Raw genomic sequence first — 17,493 nt, 5'->3', positions numbered from 1 at the left:
GTGGAGAAGCATACTTTTTAAAACAGCCAAAACTATCTAATTCTATTTAGATGCATTTGCAAATTTTCATAAAAAGCACTATTCAAGAAGTTGATTTACAAATCAAAAGGAAAATTCCTTTTTATTACTTAAATGATAGACCTTTTTGGCTATTTGCTCAACTATATAATATAATGACTATTTAATTTAAGAAAATAAAAAAAAGTATAATTTTTTACATACAAAATATTTTAAAAGGTTATGTATATTATTTACACACACCTTTTATCTTTTTTGGAAAAAAATGAGTAGCTAAAGCGATTTAAAACGAAAAAAAAATAAAACATATTATAAATTATTGATTGTTTTTCTGATGGTAACTAAATTAGTTAGTAGGTTTTCTAAGTTGTCTAAATGCAACATATTAGCACCATCTGACTTTGCGTTTGCAGGATCAAAATGTGTTTCTATAAATAAACCATCTACATTATTTACAACACCAGCTCTAGCAATGGTTTCTATCATTTCTGGCCTACCGCCAGTAACACCAGCAGTTTGGTTAGGTTGTTGTAAAGAGTGTGTAACGTCTAAAACAGTAGGTGCAAAATCGCGCATTTCTGGTATTCCTCTAAAATCTACAATCATGTCTTGATACCCAAACATAGTACCTCTATCTGTAATCCATGCTTTATTAGAACCAGCATCTTTTACTTTTTGTACTGCGTGTTTCATGGCAGCAGGGCTCATAAACTGCCCTTTTTTTAAGTTGACAACTTTGCCTGTTTTTGCAGCGGCCACAACCAAATCTGTTTGTCGAACCAAAAATGCTGGAATTTGCAACACATCTACATACTGTGCTGCTTTTGCAGCGTCTGAAACTTCATGAATATCTGTAACAGTAGGTACGTTAAAAGTTTCGGAAACTTTACGTAAAATTTTCAATGCTTTTTCGTCTCCAATACCTGTAAAGCTATCTATTCTACTTCTGTTGGCTTTTTTAAAACTTCCTTTAAAAATATAAGGAATTTCTAATTTATCTGTAATAGAGATTACTTTTTCTGCAATTCTTAAAGCCATTTCTTCGCCTTCGATAGCACAAGGGCCTGCTAACAAGAAAAAGTTATTAGAGGTGGTGTGTTTTATGTTTGGTATTTCTGATAAAATCATCTGTAAAATTTTTATCAAAAATACATAAAAATATATGTTTTTAGCTTTGTTTTTTTTGAAGTCATAATGAAGTAATGATGACTGTTTAAAATCTATTCTTCTTTTAGATTCTTATTTTAATTCGCTATATTTATAGCTTAAATTTTTATCAGATTATGACCAAATTAGTTAAAAGTATTGTATTTGTTTTCGTATTTATTTTTAATATGTATAGTTGTAAAGTTGTGCAAACAGCTAAAGTTGGTATAGATGGTAAACCTATAGTAAATAGTAGCACTAAAAGTAAAGCTGTAAAGGCTTTTTTTATAGACTCCACACTTGTAAAAAAGCATTTATACACGTTGGCTTCTGATGAAATGGAAGGAAGAAAAGCAGGTACAGAAGGTATTGAAAAAGCGGCAAAATATATAGAAAATGAGTTTGAAAAACTAGATTTAAAAACCTTTGGGAATTTACAATCTTACAGGCAAACTTTTGATTTTGAAAATAGAAGAACCAAAGAAAATATTACATCAAGTAATATTATTGGGGTTTTAGAAGGGAAAAGTAAAAAAGACGAATATGTGATAGTTTCTGCACATTATGACCATTTAGGGAAGAAAAAGCGTGGAGAAGGAGATTTGATTTATAATGGAGCCAATGATGATGCTTCTGGTGTAGCCGCTGTTTTGGTACTGGCAAAATATTTTAAAGAAATGGGTAATGAAAGAACTATTGTTTTTGCTGCTTTTACTGCAGAAGAAATGGGCTTAATTGGATCTACACATTTTGGTAAAGGGATAGATGCTAGCAAATTTGTGGCTGGCATTAATTTAGAAATGATTGGTAAAGTACCAAGTTTTGGGCCCAATACTGCCTGGTTAACAGGTTTTGAAAGAAGCGATTTTGGTAAAATTATTCAGAATAATTTAGAAGGTACAGGTTATCAGCTATTTCCAGATCCTTATAAAAAATACAATTTATTTTTTAGGTCAGACAATGCTTCTTTAGCAAGATTGGGTGTGCCTTCCCATACATTTTCTACAACCCCTATTGATGTGGATCCAGATTATCATAAACTTACAGACGAATCAGAAACCTTAAACATGACTGTAATTACACAAACTATACAAGCTGTTGCAAAGGGAACAACAAGTATTATAAACGGAAAAGATACCCCTAAAAGAGTCGTGATAAAAGAATACAAATAATTATATAATTAAACGACGACTGCTTTTTTAATTGTCTTTTAAATTTTTCTTTTCTGGTGTAGTTAAAGATGATAAAAAAGACATCAATTTCTTAAGGTATATTTTTTTGATTTCTAAGTTTTTTTTGATATTAAAATAAACGAAAATATATGAAAAATCACTTTCAAAATTGGAGTAGGCCGCAGAGGTATAAATGGTGTTTTTGGTATTTCTGAGGCTATGCGAATTGAATTTGTTTTTTAAATACTAAACCCATCCATACCATATGGTTGCTTTAAAATCCCTAAAATCAATTCTCAAACCTAAAGCATTATTAGTGTATTATAATCACTTAGTATTTTTAATAGTAAAATAAACTTTTAGTTCAGTTTAGTGCTAAATATAATTAATATTATAGAGAGCTTTTGTATTTTTACTTTTTAAAAATCTTTACATGCAAATTCATTTTATAGCTATTGGCGGAAGCGCAATGCATAATCTTGCCATCGCTTTACACCAAAAAGGATACCAAGTTACAGGAAGTGATGATACTATACACGATCCCTCTAAATCTAGGTTAGAAAAATATGGTTTATTACCTGACGAATTTGGTTGGTTTCCAGAAAAAATAACCCATAATCTAGATGTTGTTATTTTAGGGATGCATGCAAAACAAGATAATGTAGAACTTTTAAAAGCCCAAGAATTAGGTTTAAAAATTTATTCTTATCCAGAATTTTTGTACGAACAATCTAAAGATAAAACTAGAGTTGTAATTGGTGGTTCTCATGGTAAAACAACCATTACTTCTATGATTTTACATGTTTTAAATTATCATGAAAAAGAAGTAGATTACATGGTTGGTGCTCAATTAGAAGGTTTTGAAACGATGGTGCACTTAACAAAAGATAACGAATTTATTGTTTTAGAAGGTGATGAATACTTAAGTTCACCAATAGATATGCGTCCTAAATTTCATTTATATAAACCAAATATAGCTTTGTTAAGTGGTATAGCTTGGGACCATATTAACGTTTTTCCAACCTTTGATAATTATACTGAACAGTTTCGAATATTTACAGAATCTATGGTAAATGGTGGGAGTATGGTTTATAACGAAGAAGATGTAATTGTGAAAGAGGTAGTAGAATCATCAACCAATCATATTAAAAAATACCCATACCAAACACCAGCACATTTTATAGAAGACGGAATCACCTTTTTAGAAACCGAAGAAGGTGACTTACCTTTAGAGATTTTTGGAAATCATAATTTACAAAACTTAGCTGGGGCTAAATGGATTTGTCAGCACATGGGAATTGATGAAGATGATTTTTACGAAGCAATAGCTAGTTTTAAAGGAGCAAGTAAGCGTCTAGAAAAAATTGCTGAAAATTCATCAACAGTTATTTTTAAAGATTTTGCGCATTCTCCAAGTAAAGTGGCAGCTACTACAAAAGCTGTAAAAGAACAATATAGTAGCAGAACTGTAGTTGCTTGTTTAGAATTGCATACCTATTCTAGTTTAAATGCAGCGTTCTTAGCAGAGTATAAAGGTGCTTTAGAATTTGCAGATAAAGCAGTTGTATTTTACGCTCCTCACGCAGTAAAAATTAAGCAATTAGAAGAAGTTACAAAAGAGCAAATAGCTACAGCTTTCGAAAGAGATGATTTAATAATTTATACAAATCCTAAAGAATTTAAAACATTTATATTCAATTTAGAATTAGAAAATAAAGCAATTTTACTGATGAGTTCTGGGAACTATGGCGGTTTAGATTTTGAAGAAGTTAAGAGTTTGATTTAGTTTTTTTAGACTGAATTGAATCAGTTTTTATCTATGTTATTTTTAAATATTTTAGAAACAGTATCAATCATTTTTGTATTGTTTGAATAGGTAATTTGATAGCAGTTTATTTGATGAAACCAGTCTAAAAACTTCTGAGCATTTTCTTTTAAAGGAGATAGCCAAGAGTCTGGAACCAGTTCTTGAAAAGCTTCTATTTTTGAAATTTGACGAACTTGTAAGTCACTTTCTTTTTCATATTTTATAAAAACCAAGTCGTTACATGGTAAATGATTGTAAAAATCTGTATTGTTAGGTTTTAAATAACGTACAATTTTATTTAATCTTTTAAAATGATATTCTGCAGAATTTTGTAATTCAGGGTAGAGTGGAAGTAACGTTTCTACACTATTCTTTTTAATAGAAATAGCTGCAGGAAAACTGTATACATGAATATTTTTATTAGCTATTGGCACAAAATCATCAGCTAAACAAGTAAAACCATTGGCTTGTAATAATGCCAAAGAAGTGCTTTTGCCATTTCCAGAATCTCCTAAAAATAAAATAGTTTTTTCTGTATTAGAAACTGCAGATGCATGAAAAACACCCATCCATTCATGTTCTTCTTTTTGATGAATTTTCTGAATTAATTCCATAGAAAATTTCCCTTGAAAATAATGAATATCTTTATTGCTCCAAGCACCAATAAAATTTTTATCTACGTAGAAAAAAACATATTTATTATTTAAAAAAACCAAAAATTCATGAGTTATATTTTCAGAGTTTTCTATTTCTAAATGTGCAAATTTCGGGTGCACCAAATACAACTCATATTCAGATGAAAAAGCGACTTTAAATATGATATCATTTATTTTATAAAACTTGGTAAATTCAAAGTAGGTTGGTTTTTCTATATCCCTGTAATCATTTAAAAAAAATGATTTTTTTGTTGATTTAGAAGCGTAAATCTTTTTTTCTAAATCTAGAATAAAATCGATTGTTTTGTCTAAAGGAACATTTAACTTTTTAGAAAGTGCCTTTGCTATTTCTTCAACAGAAACACCTTTACTTAATCGTTTTAAAATACCTGCAGTTGTATTTTCTAAAACTAGATATTTGTTACTGTTTTCAAACCATGTAATTGTTTTGTCTTCTACTGGTTTATATAAAAAAGATGTGTTGTTTTTCATAAAAAATAAATGTAGTTATTTTTATAGTTATATAAAACAAAAACGTCTCGAAAATATTCGAGACGTTTTTAAAAAAAATTAATTTTAGTTTAAAATCCTGTTCCAGTCGCTTCTGGACTTTGAGCTTGTGCTTCTTGTGCATTTAAAATCAGATAAGTTCTAATGCTGTTAAAGAAACATATTTACTGTAATTACCTATTTTTTTTATAGCTTCTTTACGAGAAATAGTATCGTTATTTTGTTCTTTGTTGTTCATATTTTGCCATTGTTTAATTCGTGTAAGTTAGTCTATCATTATTTTGGTTGATAGTTGCCCCTCTTTTGTATATAATTTTACAACATAAACACCAGTAGACATATTAGGTAGTGCAACTTCAAAAGAGTTTGTAGTTTGCAAGTTTTTATTTAAAATTTGTTTACCTAAAATGTTATATATAGCTATAGAAGCATTACTAGTTTCTAAACCGTTTATTTTTAAAGTTTGATTGTTAACTTTATAAATACTTGCTGTAGTTAATATATCTGAATTTACAGACAACGTCTTATGAGAAGTATGTAGAAAAAACCTACCAGAACCATCTTGTTTTTCATTTAAAACGACTGTATAATTAGCCTCATTTAAATTTGTAAACTGACCTGTTGCTCTATCTTCTAATTGAACTTTTAAACCATTTGGAAAATTATTTACTTCAGCAGAAAAAGTAATCTCTGAATTCGCTGCTGAAATTAGTCCAATAGGAATTACCATGTTTTCATAACCTGTATTTGGTAAAGATTGTACTTGGTATTTATTCCCAGTATTATCGTTTAACAGATTGGAGTAAATTGCAAAATTATGAGAAACTCCTCCAAACAATTTACCATCAAAACCATTATCAAAGCCTTTTGTAGTTCCATCTACATAATAAATTTTGGCATATCTATTATTAATGCCATCATTTACGTTTAGATAGATTGAAGATGTTATTTTACTTGATTTTTGAAATGTTTCAGTACTATGATGATCTGTGCCACTAATATCGAAACTTATATTATCTGAACTCGTTGCAGCAGTTCCTGCTTCTATAAAGAATCCTTGTCCTGGTGCAATTTCAAAATTAGTATCTTCTGTAATACCTGACATTTTTGCATCATAAGAGCTTCCATTCCAAAACCAAACTGTTCCACCAATAAGATTAGCTGTATTGTTACTTGTAAAAAAACTTCCTAAATTTAAAAATGATGTGAAAGGATTACCCACCAAATTGTAATTATTAGGATTGGATGTTCCATAAGTAATAGTTGTAGTTTGTGTAGAAGTGTAAATCCCTGTTCCCGTAAAAGAGATTAGACCACTACCAGATCTTATAATTCCATATCCTTTACCTTTACCAAAAGTTCCATTATTACTATCGTCTGTTTGTAAATATCTCCAATGACCAGTTGCTGTATCTGAACCTTCATTATCTGTGTCTATATCAGAAGATGTATTATCATACCAACTCAAACCAATATTATCTGTATCTAGGCTGCTTGTAGGAATAGAGTTGGATGTTGCCCAATTTGCATCATAAGTTTCCCCAACAATAGGTGATGATATTAAATACCATTGAGAGCCATTAGAAAAATTTCTATTGAAAGTAGCTGAACTTACGGTAAAAGTATTTGTAGCTTTCAAAGTTCCTCCTGAAGCTATATTTAAGGAGTTAATAGTTACAGCAGTACTTACGGTTGGGTAATTGGTTATACCAGTAGGAATTAAAATATTATCAGAAGTTCCAGATGGATTACTACTATCTATCCAGTTAGTTGTAGTATTCCAATTATTATCTGTGGTTCCAGACCATGTTTTATAAAAACCTGTATTACTTGTATTATTTCTCCCTGGAGAAAATAAAACACTTCCATTACCAGTTACATTATCATGTGTAACAAAGTTACCTGTAAAATCTGGATCTCTTGCTAATGAGATATTATTACCTCCTTCACTAGCATAGGTGTAAGAAGTAATAGTTGTGCCATTAGCATCTTTTATAGTTATTGTATCTCCTCCATTATTAAGACCTAAGAAACCTGCTGATGCAGTTTGTGTTAGTGAAGGTATATTTGTTGGGGTACCTCCACCAAAAACAACAATAGTTCCTGTAGTAGGTATAATAGTTCCTTTAGGAAATGTATGTCTTAATCCAGTAGCATCCTCAATGGCGTATCCACCAATATTCAATTCACCTCCTGATGCATTATAAATTTCTATAAATTCATCCTCTGTAGTACTTAAAGTTCCATCTCCATTAGTATCACCATTAGTTTCATCTGGATCAGCTAAGATTTCATTAATTACTAAATTAGGTAATTCATCATTATCATTTGTTATTATAGTAGTAACATCTGCAACTGGAGAATAAGCATCATCAGAATTAGCATCATCTACAGAAACTGTAATAGTAACTTCTATATTTCCATCCTGTAAAGCATCATCTACACCTGTTGCAGTAATTGTTTGTGGAGTATCCCAATTGGCATTTGTAAACGTTAATGTAGCTTCATTTAAGGTAACTTCTCCAGTATCTCCACTAGTAATATTTAAAACTACATCTGTAGTTGGTTGTGCATTTAATACAATTGTAAATGTTGCTGTAGTACCATCTTCTGAGGTGTTACCTGACACTGCACCTAAAGTTATACCAGGTCCTGCACTTGCCATTGCAAAGTTAGTGGTATCAAATGTTTGTGCGGTTCCAGAAGTTGTCCAATTTGTACTATTGTAAATGTTCGTTAAGTGACCAGGTTTATCATTAGTTGTTCTAACTCCAGTATAAATACCATTGTCGCCACCCAAATAAACTGCATTTGTACCTTCCGTTAAGCCAGTTCCAGTTAAAGAACCTGAATCACCTGAATCTTCACCTGCAAAGCCAAGTATTGTATATGTACCGGTATTATATACATTTGTTGTTGTTTGATAAATAAAAACTCCATCTCCACTATTTCCTAAAGCAAAAGAACCAGCTCTTTGAGTTACAGTTCCACCAAAAGAGGATGATGTTGTTGTTAAAGTTATAGTAGTACCAGCTGTAATAGAGGGGGTTACCCACTCGTAGAAACCTTCACTTGTATTAAAAGCGGTACTACCATTCCATTCGTTATCTGTAAAGAAAACAGATTCTCCTGAAGGTATGTCTACTAAAGCAATTAATAGAAATTCTTCATTATCGACACTAACCCCGATTATAGCTAAATCTCCAATAGTTAGTGTTTGAGCTTTTAATGAAAATGTTGTTGATATAGCAAACAACATATATAAAGCAATTTTTAAAAAGTTTTTTTGTTTCATATTTATTTTTTTGTTAAAAATACAAATAAATATAAAATATAGAAACTCAAATAATTAATTAGCAATAAGATAACTCTTAACTATCTTCGTCTTAACAAAAAAATAATTTGATAAAAAAGAGAGGTGTTTTTTAAAATATTTCTTTTGTTAAAGAAAGAATTTTTTTAAAAAGAAAAATAACTTCATTTTTTTATTCTCAGAATGTAAATTTTAATACTCCATACACTCTTTATCCAATAATGCTGGTCGTGACCACATCTACGGCATTTTACTCCAATTTCATCACGCTCTTGTTTAAAATGAAGCCTACAAGCTTCTTCATCTCCAAAATGTGCACTAAATGTAAAAAGATTCATTTCCTATATACTTTACGTTCTTTTAAATATACAAAATTATGGGTGATTACGGACATTCAGATTTTAATATATACAATCAACAAGATTATCAAAACGGATACATTTTTTTTATACAAATAATAGTATCATTTTTTTATCTTTTAGAGTTTAAAGTAGTAAAAGTCATTTAACTAAAATACTAAAAACTTAGTATTAAAGGTGAGATACTTAATTCTTCCGCCAGAAAAATGGAGTGAATAAAATTAATACAGTAAATAATTCTAACCTACCAATTAACATCAAAAAAGAACAAAACCATTTTGCAGCCGAAGTTAGGTGATTAAAATTATCAACAGGACTAACAGAGCCAATTGCTGGCCCAATATTACCCAAAGAGGATGCTGCGGCACCTAATGCAGACATAAAATCTAATCCAAATAATGTTAAAGCCACAGATGACATTATAAAAATTAGCATATAAATAATAAAGAAAGATAAAATATTAAAAACAATATTTTTATGCACAGTTTGGCCATCATACCTAACAGGAATTATTGCATTTGGGTGTAAGGCTTTTTTAAATTCTAAAAAACTGTTTTTTAACATCACAATGTGCCTTACCACTTTAACACCACCACTTGTAGAACCAGCAGAACCGCCTGTAAAAAATAAGGCAAAGAAAATACCTGTTGCAAAGAAATTCCACATGGTAAAATCTGCAGACACAAAACCAGTTGTTGTTACCACTGATGTAACCATAAATAAAGAATGTCTTATCGCACTCTCTGTTTCTCCTAAAACTTTAGGATGTGCCAAGGTACTTTCTAAATTTGGGTCTTGAAAAAAGATGATAATGATTGCAATAATGGCAGAGATACTTAAAATTCCAAATAAATAATATTTAAACTCTTCACTTTTAAATACCTTTTGAATTTTCCCTTTTAAGGCAAAATAAGTAAGTACAAAGTTGGTGCCTGCAACAAACATAAAAGTTATAATAATGTATTGTATTAAGGGTTTACCATTATAAAAAGCAATGCTATCTCCTTTTGTAGAAAAACCACCTGTACTCATGGTTGCCATTGCATGATTGATGGCGTCAAACCAAGTCATACCTGCAAATTTTAGCAACAAAAACTCTAAAAGCGTTAATAAAACGTATATTAAATATAGTCTTTTGGCTGTATCTGTAATTCTAGGATGTAATTTATCTGCTGATGGTCCAGGTGCTTCTGCCATAAACAGCTGCATACCACCAATACCTAAAAGAGGTAAAATAGCAATGGTTAATACAATAATTCCCATTCCACCAATCCAATGCGTTGCACTTCGCCAAAATAAAATTCCTTTTGGCATATTGTCTATGTTAGTTAAAATAGACGAACCTGTGGTAGAATAGCCAGAAATAGTTTCAAAAAATGCATTTGTAACACTAGATATTGCTCCAGAAAGTAAATAAGGCAACATCCCTGTAAAAGAAAGGATTAACCAACCCAATGTTACAATTAAATACCCTTCTTTTTTCTGAATATTTGTACTTGTGGGTTTGTTTGCAAAGTATAAAATCACACCAATAAAAACGGTGATAATTCCAGCATTTAAAATCCCCCATTTTTCGGGTTCATCATTAAAAATACTAAAAGGAACAGCTAAAAACATAAACAAACCATTTAAAATAGCTGTTATGCCTAAAAACCTGTAGATTATTTTTGTGTTTAAAGTACCCATTTTATCTAAATAGACTTTCTACAGTTTCTATAGCTTCTGGTAAGCAGAACACAATTACTTTATCTCCACTTTGTATTTGCATACCCCCAAAAGACATTAACGGTTTTCCATTTCTAATAATACCTCCAAAGACAGCTTCTCTAGGAACATTTAAATCTCTAATTGGTTTTTTAGTAACTTTTGCGTTAGGTCTTACTTCAAATTCAAATACTTCTGCGTCTATATTGTGTAGATTTGCTAATGCTAGTATTTCTCCTTTTCTAATGTGTCTAAAAATATTACTTGCAGCAATTAGTTTTTTGTTGATAAGAGATTCTATACCAATCGTTTGAGAAATATCAATATAGTCCATATTTTCTACAAGTGCAATGGTTTTTTTTACTCCTTTAGATTTTGCTACCAAACAAGACATAATATTGGTTTCTGAGTTGTTGGTAACTGCAATAAAAGCATCTGTTTCTCTAATATTTTCCTCTTCTAAAAGTTCAAGGTTTCTTCCATCTCCATTAATAACTAATACATTGTCTAAACTTTCTGCTAAATTTTCTGCTTTCTCTTTATTTTTTTCTATTAATTTAACTTTAAAATTATCTTCACAAAGATTTCTAGCAGTTTTTTCGCCAATACTACTACCCCCTAATATAATTACATTTTTAATATTAAACTGTTTTTTTCCTATGATGGGATACAAATCCTTCATACTATAATTGGGAACAGAAAAATACACTTGGTCATTTAATTGATAAGCAACATCACCTCTAGGAATAATTGTTTGTGCAACATTATCTCTTTTGATAGCAATGGTTATAAAATCTATATTTTTAAACTTTTGTTTCGCTTCTTTAACCGTCAAATCTACTAAAGGAGATTTGTAGGTTAAAGAAGTACCCATTACATTAAAAGTACCGCTTTCAAAAGTAACAGTATCGTTAAATGAAGATTGATTTAACAACATTTTTATTTCATTTGCGGCCAACTCTTGTGGAGAAATCATAAAGTCTAAACCAAACTTTTTAAAGTCTACTTCGCACTCATTTAAAAACTCTGGATTGTCTATTCTTGCTATTGTTTTTTTTGCTCCTAGAGCTTTACCAATAACAGAGATTGTAAAATTGGTGTTTTGACTTTCTGTAACAGCAATTAAAAGATCAGCAGAATCTACACCAAGCTCTTTTAATAGTTTGATAGATGTGGCATCTCCTTTTCTGGTAATTACATCTAAATGATTATTGATATAATTTAGTTTTTCGCCATCAAAATCTATTATGTAAGTATCTTGAGACTCGTAAGAAAGCAGTTTTGCTAAATGGAAACCTACATCTCCAGCACCAGCAATAATAATCTTCATATTTCAAATATAGAATATTAACCGCAAAGATATAAAGAGTTTAGGTGCAAATGCAAATAATTGAGTTTTTTCCCTTTTTTGTAAATAAATATAACATTTTTCTATTTTGTATATTTATAAAAAAATAGGCGAATGGATAAGTTAACAATCAAATCTTGGGCTTTAGACGATAGGCCTAGAGAAAAGTTATTAGCAAAAGGAAAAGCAGTATTGTCTGATGCAGAATTAATAGCAATTTTAATTGGTTCAGGTAATAGAAATGAAAGTGCAGTGGCATTGTCTAAACGTATTTTAAGTGCTGTAAATGGTAATATTTACGAGCTTGCAAAACTATCTGTAGAAAAATTAACCGAGTTTAATGGTATTGGAGAGGCAAAAGCCATTGCAATTATTACTGCATTAGAATTAGGGAAAAGAAGGCAGCTAGAAGTAGCCTTAGAAAAACCTAAAATTGTTAGTAGTAAAAATGTGGCAAACTTAATGCAACCCATAATTGGCGATTTAGACCACGAAGAATTTTGGGTTCTTTTTTTAAGTAACTCTAATAAAGTTTTAGCAAAAAGTCAAGTTAGTAAAGGTGGGTTAACAGCTACAGTTGTAGATATTAGACTGTTGTTTAAGAGAGCTTTAGAGTTGGTGTCTGTAGCCATTATTGTTTGTCATAATCATCCTTCAGGAAAATTACAGCCCAGTGTTGCAGATAAAAATTTAACCGAAAAAATGAAACAAGCTGGCAATACTTTAGATATTAAACTACTAGACCATTTAATAATTACAGAAAAAGCGTATTTTAGCTTTGCAGATGAAGGCTTGTTGTAGTTTTAAGTTGCATTGATTAGTAAAAAAAAACACTGTAAACTACTGCTAAACGCTGTAATGTAAAAAAATAATGATTGTAGTATATACACATAAAATAACACCCAGAGTTCGTTATATATTTAAACATATTTTAACTAGAACCTTACAAATACCGGTTAGTTTTACAACTAAAGTTGAAGAATTTGTAGCACATAAAGGGCCTAAATTAACCTATACAAAATCACCTTTAAGTAACGAGTTTTTTATAAAAAGTAACGAATTGTTATTTGAACAAGGTGTAAACGATTTAGAAATAAACATACAAAAATGGGAAGAAGTACCATGTTTTTTTGCTACTGGAAGTAAATCTGCAATTCCTTTTGATATTTTTGCAGCAAGTTTTTACTTAATTTCTAGGTACGAAGAATATTTGCCTCATGTTAAAGACAAACATGGGCGTTTTATGGCCTCAGAAAGTTTAGCTCATAATAATAATTTTTTAGAAAAACCTGTGGTAGATATTTGGGCTTACAAATTCTTAAAAGAATTCAAAGAACGGTTTCCAGATTATGAAGTTGAAAACAGAAAATATACTTTTATTTCTACCATAGATATAGACAATACATTTGCCTATAAACATAAAAGTTTAATAAGAACAACAGGTGCTTTTTTAAAGGATTTTTTTAAGCTAAGACTTTTAAGTGTTTGGTATCGATTAGCAGTTTTACTAAACATTAAAAAAGATCCTTTTGATAATTTTGATACAATTTTAAACATCAAAAAAAATAAAAAAATAAAAACTATTTTCTTTTGCTCTGTTGGTGATTATACTACTTTTGACACCAATATTTCTGCCGCTAAAAATAAATTCAAACTACTTGTAAAAGATTTGGTAGATTATGCCAGAGTTGGCTTACACCCTTCTTATTTTACAATGCAAAATGCAGCACTTTTAAAAAAAGAAAAAGAAAGACTTGAGGATATAACAAATATGCCCGTAACCAGATCTAGACAGCATTATTTACGCTTTAATTTACCAGAAACCTATCAACAATTAATAGATTTAGAAATACAAGAAGATTTTACTATGGGGTATGCAAGCAATGTTGGTTTTAGGGCAAGCACTTGTACACCTTTTTATTTTTATGATTTAGATTTCGAGATTCAAACCCCTTTAAAAGTATATCCTTTCGCTTTAATGGATACTACATTAAATGATTATTTAAAGATTACACCAAAACAATCTTTGGGTAGAATTAGAGATTTAAAAAACGAGGTAAAAGCTGTAAATGGTACTTTTATCACCTTATTTCATAACGAGAGTTTAAGTGATCATATGCGCTGGAAAGGCTGGAAACGTTTGTACGATTCTATGGTAAAAATTGCAACGATTTAGGATGATAAAATACGTTCATAGAAAAGATTTAGATCTAGATAAATACAACTTCTGTATAGAAAACTCAATACAAACTAGAGTGTATGCTTTTTCTTGGTATTTAGATGTTGTTGCCAATCATTGGGATGTTTTGGTTTTGGATGATTATGAAGCTGTTATGCCAATTCCTTGGAATAAAAAGTACGGACTTAAATACGTTACACAACCTTATTTTTGTCAGCAATTAGGTGTTTTTTCTTTGGATAATCTCTCTAAAAATCAGCAAGCATCATTTTTAACAAAGATTCCAAAAAAATATCTAAAAGTTACTTTAAGTCTAAACACAGAAAACTATATTTTTTCTAAAACTTCAAAAAGATTAAACTATTTTTTAAATATACCTGATGCTTATAAGCAACTGTATAAAAACTTTTCAAAAGGAAGAAAACACGCTATAAAAGTAGGAGAGAAGCAAGGTTTAGAGTTAAATAATACCTCTGTAAATCATCTTTTAGAGATTCATAACAAACATTATCAGTTTCAAATACCAGAAGATATGTTGTTAAAATTAATTACAATTGCTAAAATCAAAAATTGTATAAAAATTATAGGTGTTTTTAAAGATGATATTTTATTAGGAGGAGCAATTTTTATAGTTTCAAAGTCAAGAATAATTTATTTGTTTTCTGTATTTACAGATAAAGGCAGAAAAGTTCAAGCCTCTAGTTTTTTAATTTCCTCTATACTAAAAGACAATAAAAATGTTGGTAAAGTTTTAGATTTTGAAGGTGGAAACATCCAAAATATAGGTAAGTTTTATAGAAGTTTTGGAGCAGAAGAAGAGCACTATACCGTTTTTAATAGAACTTTTTATAAAGCATTTTAAATGCAATTGCAGACACAATACCCGTAAACCACATTAATACTGCAGAAGTTATAGCAGCTCCTTGAATACCATATTTAGGAATTAAATAATAGTTGCTAATTATGTTTAAAATTAAAGCAATACTTGCTATGTAATAGTTTATACGTGCATTACCAATAGAAGATAAAAGGTTGCCAAACAAACCTCTAAAAATAAAAATTCCGCAAACACCCAGCATTAAAATAAAAAATGTCTGTGTGTACTTTGTAAAGTTTTGGTCTAAAAGTGTTAAAATAAAATCACCAAAAAAATAGCTTGTTATTACTAAAACAATGCTAATCACCAAAAACAAAAGCATGTAACTTTTTATATAATTTTTAATATAAGTTTTATCATATATTTTTTCTGTAAAAGCAACAAAGTCTGCCGCCATAAAAACACGAGGTAAAAACAGTAAACTAAAAGGAATTAAAGAAATATATCTATAATTGGTTACCATTTCTGTGTTAGCTAATAAGTAACCAATTAATAAAATATCTATAACAAAAAGTAATTGTGTAACTACATTAGAAAGGCTTGCAAAAAAGCCATATTTCCAAAAAGAAGTATTTGTTATGGTAAGTTTATTTTTTAATGTAAAATTGATTTCTATTTTTTTTATAAATAAAATAGCAGTTAGAGTAGGGGCTACAAGCAATGCAATAGCATACCCAAGTTCTTTAAAAAAGTAACTTAAAAGTAGTACAGAAACCAGCAGCAAAACACTTTGTACTATTTCTGTAAAAGCAAATCTTTTGTTGTTGTGATTTAACCTTAATTGTGCTTTTATAATTTCTAATAGAAATGAAGGAATGATTATAAAAGATAATACAATTAAATAAGTTCGTGTATTTTCAAACTTAAAATCAATAAAAAAAGAAAGAATACTAATACAAGCAATTAATAATAAAGAAACCCAAACCCCTTTTTTAAAAACATACAAAAACAAGCTATTTTGTTCTGTTTTTGTTTTAAGTAAGGCACCATATCTTATAAAACTTTGGTGCAAGCCTAAACCGCTTATGGGTATAATAAATACTATAATGTTATAAGCAAAAAGTACAACCCCTAATTCTTTATTTGGTATTAATTTTAAAGCAAACCAAGCTGCTAAAAAAGAAAAAATACGTGCAAAAATGGTGGCTAAAAAAACATAGCTTCCTTTTCTTTCTAAAAAATTTGAAATGTAAGAAACAATTAAATTCAAACTAAATATTTAGAGATTTGTAGTAAAGTTGCGAAAATTTATTGGAAATTACCTCTTTACTAAATTGTTGTGCTACAAAACTATGCATTTTATCTGGGTCTAATTTATCAAAAGTAGTTTTATAATTTAAAATTTCTTCTAATAAAAAAGCTTCATTTTTAATTGGGATAACCTTACAAAATTGCTCGTTTTTTAAATAAGTTGCAATACCAGTATTGGTTGCAATAACAGGTGTGCCACAAGCAATTGCTTCTGGTATAACAATACCAAAAGTTTCGTAATTGCTAAAAGAAACGCATAAAGTAGCTTCTTGTAAATAGTTTACCAATTGTTTTTGAGTAACATGTTTTGTAAAATGAATTTTAGCTTTTTTAATATTCAAACTAGTTATAAACTCTTGATATTCATTTCCAGTACCACCAATAAAATGCCATTCAAAATACGCTAATTTTTCCTCTAAAAGTTTTGCCACACGTAACATACCTTTAATGTTTTTATGGGAGTCTTTTAAACTAGAAACATGTACTATTTTTAGTGAATCTTTTACTTTTTTCTTGGGAACAAATAAACCAGTATCTACAACATTGGGTACAATTTTGTAATTGCCTGTAAAACCAGCCTTTTTTAAATGAGTAGCTAAATAAGTACTTACAGGGCAAAAAAATGCAGCATGTTTTACCACATTTTTAGCAATCATTTTTTTAGAATAACTTAGATTGTTGTTTGTGCTTTGCAAATAGGCTGTATGATGTTCTGTAATTATGTAAGGTATCTTATTTTTTTTTGATGTATGTTTAGCTAAAAGTCCAAAAGGATGTATTTCATTTAAATGAATTACATCAAAAGCACCAATTTTTTTTAATATTTTTTGATATGCTTTCCAAAAAGATTTTAGTTTAGTAATTCTGTTTTTTTTTGGAAGAATATATCCAATATGTGTAGTAAGATTTTGATCTTCTTTGGTAATAATTTCTATTTTTTTAGTACAATTTTTATCAGTAATTAAATGTATTACAGATACTTTATGCTGCTTAGCAACTGCTTGTGCATGTCTTTCTATAAAATCTCCATTTGTTGGTAAAACCCTAGAAGGGTACCAACCACATATAAACAAAACATGAAGTTTTTTTTGGTTCAACCTAAAAAATATTTATCACAAATATAACAACTTAATCTACTATTTATTGTTTATAA

Annotated in this window: 12 protein-coding genes and 1 pseudogene; 5 read left to right on the top strand and 8 right to left on the bottom strand. The window is 29.5% G+C overall.

Translation table 11 applies throughout. The features are described from left to right. Positions 1-327: 327 nt before the first annotated feature. Positions 328-1,146 (bottom strand): 3-deoxy-8-phosphooctulonate synthase, encoded by an 819-nt coding sequence (kdsA, locus tag Q0662_RS05435; protein ID WP_298947936.1) that lies wholly within the window; start codon positions 1,144-1,146, stop codon positions 328-330. Between the two features lie 206 nt (positions 1,147-1,352). Here kdsA and Q0662_RS05430 point away from each other — a divergent pair, with 206 nt between their 5' ends. Next, the gene (locus Q0662_RS05430) at positions 1,353-2,336 is read left to right on the top strand and encodes a M28 family peptidase (protein ID WP_298947935.1); all 984 of its coding nucleotides are present in this window, start codon (positions 1,353-1,355) and stop codon (positions 2,334-2,336) included. Positions 2,337-2,769: 433 nt separating this feature from the next. Continuing rightward, a complete protein-coding gene (murC, locus tag Q0662_RS05425; RefSeq protein WP_298947934.1) occupies positions 2,770-4,122 on the top strand; it encodes a Mur ligase family protein in 1,353 nt (450 codons plus the stop codon). A gap of 20 nt (positions 4,123-4,142) precedes the next feature. On the opposite strand, the gene Q0662_RS05420 is transcribed toward murC, so the two are convergent. The 5 genes and pseudogenes from Q0662_RS05420 to trkA all read right to left on the bottom strand — a co-directional run bounded on the left by Q0662_RS05420 (position 4,143) and on the right by trkA (position 12,015). Continuing rightward, positions 4,143-5,291 (bottom strand): hypothetical protein, encoded by a 1,149-nt coding sequence (locus tag Q0662_RS05420; RefSeq protein ID WP_298947933.1) that lies wholly within the window; start codon positions 5,289-5,291, stop codon positions 4,143-4,145. 283 nt (positions 5,292-5,574) lie between these two features. Beyond that, positions 5,575-8,604 carry a lamin tail domain-containing protein gene (locus Q0662_RS05415; RefSeq protein WP_298947932.1) on the bottom strand — a complete coding sequence of 1,010 codons (3,030 nt, stop codon included), beginning with the start codon at positions 8,602-8,604 and terminating at the stop codon, positions 5,575-5,577. A gap of 209 nt (positions 8,605-8,813) precedes the next feature. Continuing rightward, positions 8,814-8,960: pseudogene (locus tag Q0662_RS05410) on the bottom strand (transposase); the annotation flags it as partial. Positions 8,961-9,167: 207 nt separating this feature from the next. Next, the gene (locus Q0662_RS05405; protein ID WP_298947931.1) at positions 9,168-10,667 is read right to left on the bottom strand and encodes a TrkH family potassium uptake protein; all 1,500 of its coding nucleotides are present in this window, start codon (positions 10,665-10,667) and stop codon (positions 9,168-9,170) included. 1 nt (position 10,668) lies between these two features. Continuing rightward, entirely contained in the window at positions 10,669-12,015 is a 1,347-nt protein-coding gene (gene trkA, locus Q0662_RS05400) for a Trk system potassium transporter TrkA (RefSeq protein WP_298947930.1), read from the bottom strand. Positions 12,016-12,147: 132 nt separating this feature from the next. Between trkA and radC the strand changes: the two genes are divergently transcribed. From radC to Q0662_RS05385, 3 genes are all read left to right on the top strand, one after another. Next, positions 12,148-12,834, top strand: a complete 687-nt coding sequence (gene radC, locus Q0662_RS05395; protein WP_298947929.1) for a DNA repair protein RadC — start codon at positions 12,148-12,150, stop codon at positions 12,832-12,834. Between the two features lie 70 nt (positions 12,835-12,904). After that, entirely contained in the window at positions 12,905-14,209 is a 1,305-nt protein-coding gene (locus Q0662_RS05390; RefSeq protein ID WP_298947928.1) for a polysaccharide deacetylase family protein, read from the top strand. A gap of 1 nt (position 14,210) precedes the next feature. Continuing rightward, complete coding sequence (locus Q0662_RS05385; RefSeq protein WP_298947927.1) at positions 14,211-15,074, top strand: hypothetical protein; 864 nt, start codon at positions 14,211-14,213, stop codon at positions 15,072-15,074. Here Q0662_RS05385 and Q0662_RS05380 read toward each other — a convergent pair. Together Q0662_RS05380 and Q0662_RS05375 are read right to left on the bottom strand one after the other, a co-directional pair. Continuing rightward, positions 15,046-16,299: a polysaccharide biosynthesis C-terminal domain-containing protein gene (locus Q0662_RS05380; protein WP_298947926.1), complete on the bottom strand. Its 1,254-nt coding sequence runs from the start codon at positions 16,297-16,299 to the stop codon at positions 15,046-15,048. The genes Q0662_RS05385 and Q0662_RS05380 overlap by 29 nt on opposite strands. Position 16,300: 1 nt before the next feature. Beyond that, positions 16,301-17,437, bottom strand: a complete 1,137-nt coding sequence (locus Q0662_RS05375; protein WP_298947925.1) for a glycosyltransferase family 4 protein — start codon at positions 17,435-17,437, stop codon at positions 16,301-16,303. Between the last annotated feature and the right edge of the window lie 56 nt (positions 17,438-17,493).

It is taken from the genome of uncultured Polaribacter sp., from assembly GCF_947503855.1.
Taxonomy (GTDB): domain Bacteria; phylum Bacteroidota; class Bacteroidia; order Flavobacteriales; family Flavobacteriaceae; genus Polaribacter.
The sequence above is the reverse complement of the archived record's forward strand: the minus strand, read 5'-3'. Positions and strand labels throughout refer to the sequence as shown.